Origin of the sequence: Sphingorhabdus sp. (assembly GCF_035329025.1) — a bacterium.
Classification (GTDB): domain Bacteria; phylum Pseudomonadota; class Alphaproteobacteria; order Sphingomonadales; family Sphingomonadaceae; genus Sphingorhabdus_B.
In genome coordinates this window covers 1-5,385 of the sequence record NZ_DAOLHN010000081.1, presented here as the reverse complement: position 1 = coordinate 5,385, position 5,385 = coordinate 1, and the positions used below count along the sequence as shown (strand labels likewise).

The 5,385-nt window shown below is 54.8% G+C and carries 4 protein-coding genes; all 4 read right to left on the bottom strand.

Going from position 1 to position 5,385, the window contains the following annotated elements; translation table 11 throughout:
• Window positions 1-52: 52 nt before the first annotated feature.
• Entirely contained in the window at window positions 53-394 is a 342-nt protein-coding gene (locus tag PKC81_RS14295) for a hypothetical protein (protein ID WP_324337239.1), read from the bottom strand.
• Entirely contained in the window at window positions 391-1,149 is a 759-nt protein-coding gene (locus PKC81_RS14290; RefSeq protein ID WP_115548934.1) for a hypothetical protein, read from the bottom strand. The genes PKC81_RS14295 and PKC81_RS14290 overlap by 4 nt, the downstream gene beginning before the upstream one ends.
• 295 nt (window positions 1,150-1,444) lie before the next feature.
• Window positions 1,445-2,902 carry an HlyD family type I secretion periplasmic adaptor subunit gene (locus PKC81_RS14285; protein WP_115548935.1) on the bottom strand — a complete coding sequence of 486 codons (1,458 nt, stop codon included), beginning with the start codon at window positions 2,900-2,902 and terminating at the stop codon, window positions 1,445-1,447.
• On the bottom strand, window positions 2,899-5,094 hold the full coding sequence (locus PKC81_RS14280; protein ID WP_275401826.1) for a type I secretion system permease/ATPase: 2,196 nt from the start codon (window positions 5,092-5,094) through the stop codon (window positions 2,899-2,901). Before PKC81_RS14280 ends, PKC81_RS14285 begins: the two co-directional genes overlap by 4 nt.
• Between the last annotated feature and the right edge of the window lie 291 nt (window positions 5,095-5,385).

Sequence of the window (5,385 nt, the reverse complement as noted above, 5' to 3'; positions counted from 1 at the left end):
GCCAATGGCAGCATAATTTAAGCTGAATGGCCTCCGGCAATCCCGGGGCGGTTCATTGCCCCCCGTAAGGAAAGCCTGCCCCGTTGCTCCACCCCTGCCAAATATCTCGCGAAAAGGGGCTGATGCCGTTGGTATCCTGATAATCCGACCCCCGATAGGAAATCACCGTTCCCGAGAGGCCGTCTATCTCCGCATCGGAAACATCATAAGCGATCGCGTAAAAGCCGGTTGCTTGCCAGCTTGCATATTGATCAGCAGTTATACCTAGTCCGTCGCGAGACCGAATCCGCGCGTTGCCAATTTGGGTACCATCCACTTTGACACCGAAGCCGTAATCGCGATTGTACGCATCCATAGCAAGGATCGAGAGGAATAAATCACGACTCAATGTCATTTAAACAACTCCGTTGAAAAACTATTCGGTCCGACTAACTGAATAGGATCAGTGACTTCATCCAGGTACTTTGGCGGATTAGACTTAAGAGTTCCGCGTTCCAGCCCGATGCTCTTTAGCCACCCCAACCGCTTCTCAATCCCTGTCGTCACCTCTTCATCGGTGACCTGCACGGTGATGACCTTCAGCCGATAGCCCTTGCCAAAACTGGCTTCGAGATTGTCGGGATCAACCCGCTCCACGCTTGTCGGGTCCTTGATATCCTTGAAGGTAACGAGGAGAGGGTATGCGCTAATGCTGCAATTCAAGGCATCGGCGCAGCCTGTTTCCATTTTCGGCGGCAATATTCTGACGTCGCGCCCGCGCCCCATCCGTTCCAGCATCGCTCGGGCGTCGCCATAGTCAGCCATGTCGACAGCTTGGGCCACCCGCAGGAATGTGAAAGGGGTGACGTCATTGGTCTCCCCACGTAGCAAAGCAAAAAGCGTTTTTCCTTTGCCAAGATCTACAGCAACTGCCTCGCCCTTGAAAGATATCCCTCCAGTACGCCCAGACGATTGCCGCATCCATTCGGGGTTACTGACTGCTCGCAATTGGATGACGCTCGATCCGGAATTGATTCCTTGGGGCGTTTCAACTTCTACAGTCAGGCGATAGCGCGCCTCCGTCGAAGGGCGGACAAGCGCGTCGCACCCCGAAACCACCAAGGCCATCCCGCCCAGCAACAGCCCGCCAAAAATCCTGCGCGTGATCATGCGTTCATCCTTTCACAGAAAATTTCGCGATTGGTTGCAGCAATGTACTGCGACTGAGAATATCGATTACTGACTACGGAATGATAATTCCAATCAAGTACGGACAAAAAGGCCGTATTTTCGAACTTCGTGACCCAAAAGTGACGTTTTTCATCAGGAACTACGCAAAATATAGAAAAACTCATTGCGCCTCCAAAAAGCAGAATCCAATCCGCCACCATCTGTGCTCAAAGCTAGCGAGCGATACTTGCTCGTCAAGTATAATTTACAGTGAATATTTAGTTTCAATCTATTTTCAGCGTTCACGTCCCGCTTCATCAAAAGTTTGCACCATTGGTGATAGCAAATAGTCAATAATGCGTCGTTCACCGGTCTTTATTTCCGCCTGAACGGCAAGTCCCGGACCGATGAGCTGGTCTTGCCCGCGTACGCGGATACTGGGCTGGAGGAGGCGGATGCGGGTGGCATAGACCAGTCCCTGCTGGATCGGGCGCCCATTGGGATCCTTGGCCATTTGCTGTCCGGGCTGGCTCAAATCGATGGCATCGCGACTGATGCTTTCAACCACACCAGGAATGATACCATAATCGGTAAAATTGTACGCCTCCAGCTTGATCCGCACAGGCTGGCCTTCGTGGACGAACCCGATATCCTTGTTGAGGATATTGGCCTCAACGACTGCGGTTGCACTGTCAGGCACGATAATCATCAGTGCCTGCGCAGGCTGCACCACGCCTCCGATAGTAGAGATCGCCAATTGTTGAACGGTGCCGGAGACTGGAGCGCGCAGCTCATAAAACGCCTTGCGCCTTTGTGATTTGGTGACCTCTTGACGCGACAGTCCCGACTTCTCCAGCGCTTCCGCCATCTCGGTGACTGCCCCTTTACCGAAGTTGCCTTTGAGACGAGCCAGCTGCCCATCGATATTGCCGATCGCTGCGCGGGCTTCCGCCGCTTTGGCGCGTTGCACTTCGATATTCTGGATATGCTCAAGACGGAGCTGTTCATATTCGAGCAGGCGGATTTTGGAGAAGTAGCCCTTGTCAGCCAGTTCCTTTCGAGCCTCGAGCTGCTTCTCGACCAAAGGAAGGGTCTGGGTGAGTTTGGATATCTCCGCTTCGGCACCGGCAAGCTGTGCCTGTTGCTGCGCACGTTGCTGCTGAAGGCTTACCTTCTCGCCCTCATATTCGGCAATCGCCGTACGCACATAGTTCGCCTGCGTCTCGGCGATTTCTGCAGGCGTTCCTGCTGGTGCCACAAAGCGCGCGGGGCGCCCTTGCAGATGCGTGAGCAGTGCAGCGTTGCGTGCAGCGATCACCTCTGCCGATAGCAGGCTTTGTTCTGCCTGCTCCGCTTCCGCGCCCGCCAAAGTCGGATCAAGCTCAACCAACAGCTGTCCCGTCTCAACGCGCTGCCCATTCTTCACATGGATCGCGCGGACATAGCCGATCTCGATTGGCTGAATCACCTTCACATTGCCGCTGGGGATCACCTTGCCACTGGCCGTTGCCACCACATCGACCTTGCCGACAAAAGACCAGATCAGCGTGATGGCAAATAGCGCACACAGGGCGAGCATCAGATATCGCAAACCGGGGCTTGGCGGTTTCTCCATGATCTCCAGCGCTGCGGGCAAAAACTCATGGTCACTGCGCGGTTTGGCAATGGCCTCGCGCTCGTCCTGCTGTTTCCAGCTGGTCTTAAGGACCGCCCAATGATGCGCCAAAGCAGGAAAACGGTCAGCAAAGCTCATAGCTTAGTTCCCATCTGCTTGGCATAAAGCTGCGCATAACGGCCACCGGCCTTGATAAGCTCTTCATGGCTCCCCATCTCAGTCACCTCTCCGCCTTCAACCGTAATGATGCGGTTACATTGGCGGACTGCGGACAAACGGTGCGCGATGATTATGACTGTGCGGCCCTGCGCAATGCTCGCAAGGTTGTTCTGGATGATTTCCTCGCTCTCGGCATCGAGCGCACTGGTGGCTTCATCAAGGATCAGGATGCGCGGATCGTTGATGAGTGCGCGGGCAATCGCCATGCGTTGGCGCTGTCCGCCCGAAAGATTGCCTCCGCGCTCGTCAATCACCGTGTCATAGCCATGCGTCAGCTGCAGGATGAACTCATGCGCGCCTGCCAATTGCGCAGCCGCGATCACCGCTTCCATCGGTCGTGTTGGATCGCCGAGCGCGATATTCTCGCGCACCGTGCGGTTGAACAATATATTTTCCTGCAAGACCACGCCGATCTGTCTACGCAGCCAAGCCGGATCAACGAGCGACAGGTCGACACCATCAACCAGCACACGGCCCTGCTCGGGAACATAGAGCCGCTGGACCAGTTTGGTCAGTGTGGATTTGCCTGAACCCGATGGCCCGACAATGCCGAGCATCTCGCCGCCTTCGATCTGCAGGGATATTCCGCGCAGTGCCTCGGGGGCATCGGGGCGATAGCGAAAGCGGACCTTGTCAAACTCCACCGCGCCTGCAATCGGCGGCAGGCTTGCACGACTTGGATTGTATTCAGGCTCGGCAGGCGCGTTAAGTACGTCGCCCAAACGGTCCACTGATATCCGCACCTGCTGAAAATCCTGCCACAGTTGCGACAGGCGCAGGATCGGTGCCGACACGCGGCCCGCGAGCATGTTGAAGGCAACTAGGCTGCCCACGCTGAGGTCACCTGCAATCACCGATTTTGCACCAAAGTAGAGGATGGCAACCGTGGTCAGCTTTGAGACCAGCTGGATGAGATGGCTGCCGGTATTGGCAAGCTTGGCTACATCGAAGCCGATATTGGTATAGCCGGAAAACAGCTTCTCCCACCGGTCGCGCATCTGTGGCTCGACCGCCATCGCTTTCAAGGTGCCGATTCCGGTGACGCTTTCAACCAGGAAGGACTGGTTCTCCGCCCCCCGGCGGAACTTCTCTTCGAGCATGTCGCGCAAGGGCGGTGAGATGAACAGCGAGATTGCCACATAAAGCGGGATCGAGAGCAGCACGACCAGCGTCAACAACGGCGAATACATGAACATTACCGCAAAGAACACGATGGTGAAAAACAGATCGATCACGACAGTCACCGCATTGGAAGTCAGGAACTCTCGTATTCTCTCCAGCTCACGCACCCTGGCCACGCTGTCGCCTACACGGCGGGCTTCGAAATAGCTGAGCGGTAGGTTCAGCAAGTGTCGGAACATCCGGCTACTAAGTTCACTGTCGACCCGGTTGGTAGTGTGGGCAAACAACCAGTTCCTCAAACCCGACATGGCTGTTTCAAATATTAGCACCACTGCTAGGCCGAAGGCCAATACGTCCAATGTGGTAAGCGACTGGTGCACCAGTACCTTGTCGATCACCAGTTGGAAGAAGATCGGGGAAACCAAACCCATTAGTTGCAGGAAGAAAGACGCGATCAGAACATCGCGTAAGGGTTTGCGATATTTAACCAGCGCCGGAATGAACCAGCTGATGTCAAAGGGTCGCTTCTCGCCTGCCATCGCTTCGCGACTGGTGAGCAGCAGCAGGCGGCGAGCAAAACGCTCCTCCAGCTGCGCAGCGCTCCACACCTCGGGCCGCTCGGCATCGCCGCGCTGGATGAGATAGCGCGGATTGATGCTGTCTTCCTCGATCTTGAGCAGGATGGCCGCATTGCCGTCAGTGCTATCCATCAGCGCAGGCAGCGGGACCTTGCGCAGTTCTTCAACATTGGCATTTCTGAGCCTCGCTATCAGTCCCAGTTTCCTGGCAATCCGCGACAGGTCTTCAAGACTATAGGGATCATCTCCCCGCCCGCGATCATGCGCAATCTGCTCAGGATCAGCAGGTGTTCCCAAAAACTTGGCCAACAGTATGAAACAGGCAAGTGACGGATGTAAAAAAGCTTGCGTAGAGGCAATACTCCCCTGCGCAGGACTTGCAGGTCCTGTGTCTTCATTTTCCAACCGCACGGATGTTCGACCCCGAATCTCTTCTTGAGGTGTCGCATCTAGCAGAAAAGTATAGGAAACAAAATAGCTATACGACGAGTTGCAACTGTTTCAGAAGTTCACGACTTGGATTTGTTCGAACAAAGTCATATGTTAAAAAAGCGATTTAACCAGCGAAACTAAAGCTTTATTTAGGTACCATGCGACGTCTATACAAGCGCCTTATGTTCACTTCAGAGTCGAAAGCAAAAAGGCTCCTAGGCGGCGTGGACAAATTGGTTGACGCGAGACTCGGTGGTTGATTCAAGGCTT

What these genes read in the sequence shown, in the direction of transcription:
- PKC81_RS14295 (WP_324337239.1), bottom strand. Translation starts at nt 394, where the DNA reads ATGACATTGAGTCGTGATTTATTCCTCTCGATCCTTGCTATGGATGCG.
- PKC81_RS14290 (WP_115548934.1), bottom strand. Translation starts at nt 1,149, where the DNA reads ATGATCACGCGCAGGATTTTTGGCGGGCTGTTGCTGGGCGGGATGGCC.
- PKC81_RS14285 (WP_115548935.1), bottom strand. Translation starts at nt 2,902, where the DNA reads ATGAGCTTTGCTGACCGTTTTCCTGCTTTGGCGCATCATTGGGCGGTC.